Origin of the sequence: Acetobacter lambici, from assembly GCF_011516885.1 — a bacterium.
GTDB classification, from domain to species: Bacteria; Pseudomonadota; Alphaproteobacteria; order Acetobacterales; family Acetobacteraceae; genus Acetobacter; species Acetobacter lambici.
The window spans coordinates 1-1,232 of record NZ_WOTD01000134.1 but is presented as its reverse complement, the minus strand read 5'-3'; the positions used below and the strand labels follow the sequence as shown (position 1 = coordinate 1,232).

Sequence of the window (1,232 nt, the reverse complement as noted above, 5' to 3'; positions counted from 1 at the left end):
ACTGCGCGCGGGTGATTTCAGTCCAGGCCATCTTGATCTCATCAGGTTATCGCAAACCCATGAATCATAATCCACTGAAATCACTCAACTCATTTTCGGTCAGACACTTAGAAAAAAATTTATTGATATAAAAACAAAATTAATATCTGCATCTTCATGCTGTATTGGACTTTATTACATAGAGCATACAATGCTCGCTCACGCGCGGAAGAGTGCCTTTTATCCATCAATTACGAACGATGGTCAGACCCCATCTGCAAACAGATGCTTCACCCACGGTCAGCACCTGCGGATGGCATCAAGGGTCATCTATTTTCCCGCGCCATCAGAAATATCGGCTGTTGTCTGTCTAATCAGAAGCGTCGGCCATATGGCCTCGTTGTTCTGGCGTCCACATCCGAGTTTGAATGACACATAAATCCAATTGAAAACCCATTACATCGAATGTCCAAAACGGCCCTTGGCCTAGGAATCAGGCAAAGCGTTGTAAAATTACATCATGGTTCGATTGTTTTTATAATGTACTATTTTATGTGTGTTGTTAATAAAAAATACAGGTTAATTTCGTTTTTTATGCTGCCCATGCATCCATGTGGTTAGACGTCCCCTCTATTGAGTCGTCAGGCAGGATACAACACCAGAGGATCGTTCATATTTCTAAGGTGAGTGGTGATAAAGCGTATTTTGGCAACTGAATTGCACCAGGTTTTGTGGAGACGTTTTTTATCTGAACTATGCAGCTAATGCATGTGATTTTTGTTGTGCATAAAAGCGAGCCTCAGCTTCTGCTGGGGGGATGTTTCCAATGGAGGACAGGATCCGTCGATTGTTGAACCAGTCGACCCATTTAAGTGTTGCCAGTTCAACCGCTTCCCTGTTTTTCCATGGCCCCTGCCGATAGATGAGTTCGGTTTTGTAGAGCCCGTTAATGGTCTCAGCCAGAGCGTTATCATAGGAATCTCCAACGCTTCCGACAGAAGCAACGAGCCCCGCTTCAGCCAGTCTTTGCGTGTAGCGAATGGACACATATTGACAGCCGCGGTCCGAATGATGGGTCACTTCCCTCAGGCCGCCTCTGGCACAGGGCCTGCTCGAGGGCATCCAGCACGAAGTCAGTATGGGCAGTGGATGAGACGCGCCAGCCCACAATCACGCGGGCAAACACATCAATGATGAAGGCCACATAAACAAAGCCCTGCCATGTGGAAACGTAAGTAAAATCCGAAACCCAG

1 pseudogene is annotated in these 1,232 nt (G+C 46.3%); it reads right to left on the bottom strand.

What is annotated here, in order from left to right:
• Positions 1-732 precede the first annotated feature (732 nt).
• Positions 733-1,232 (bottom strand): annotated as a pseudogene (locus GOB86_RS15470) (IS3 family transposase); the annotation flags it as partial.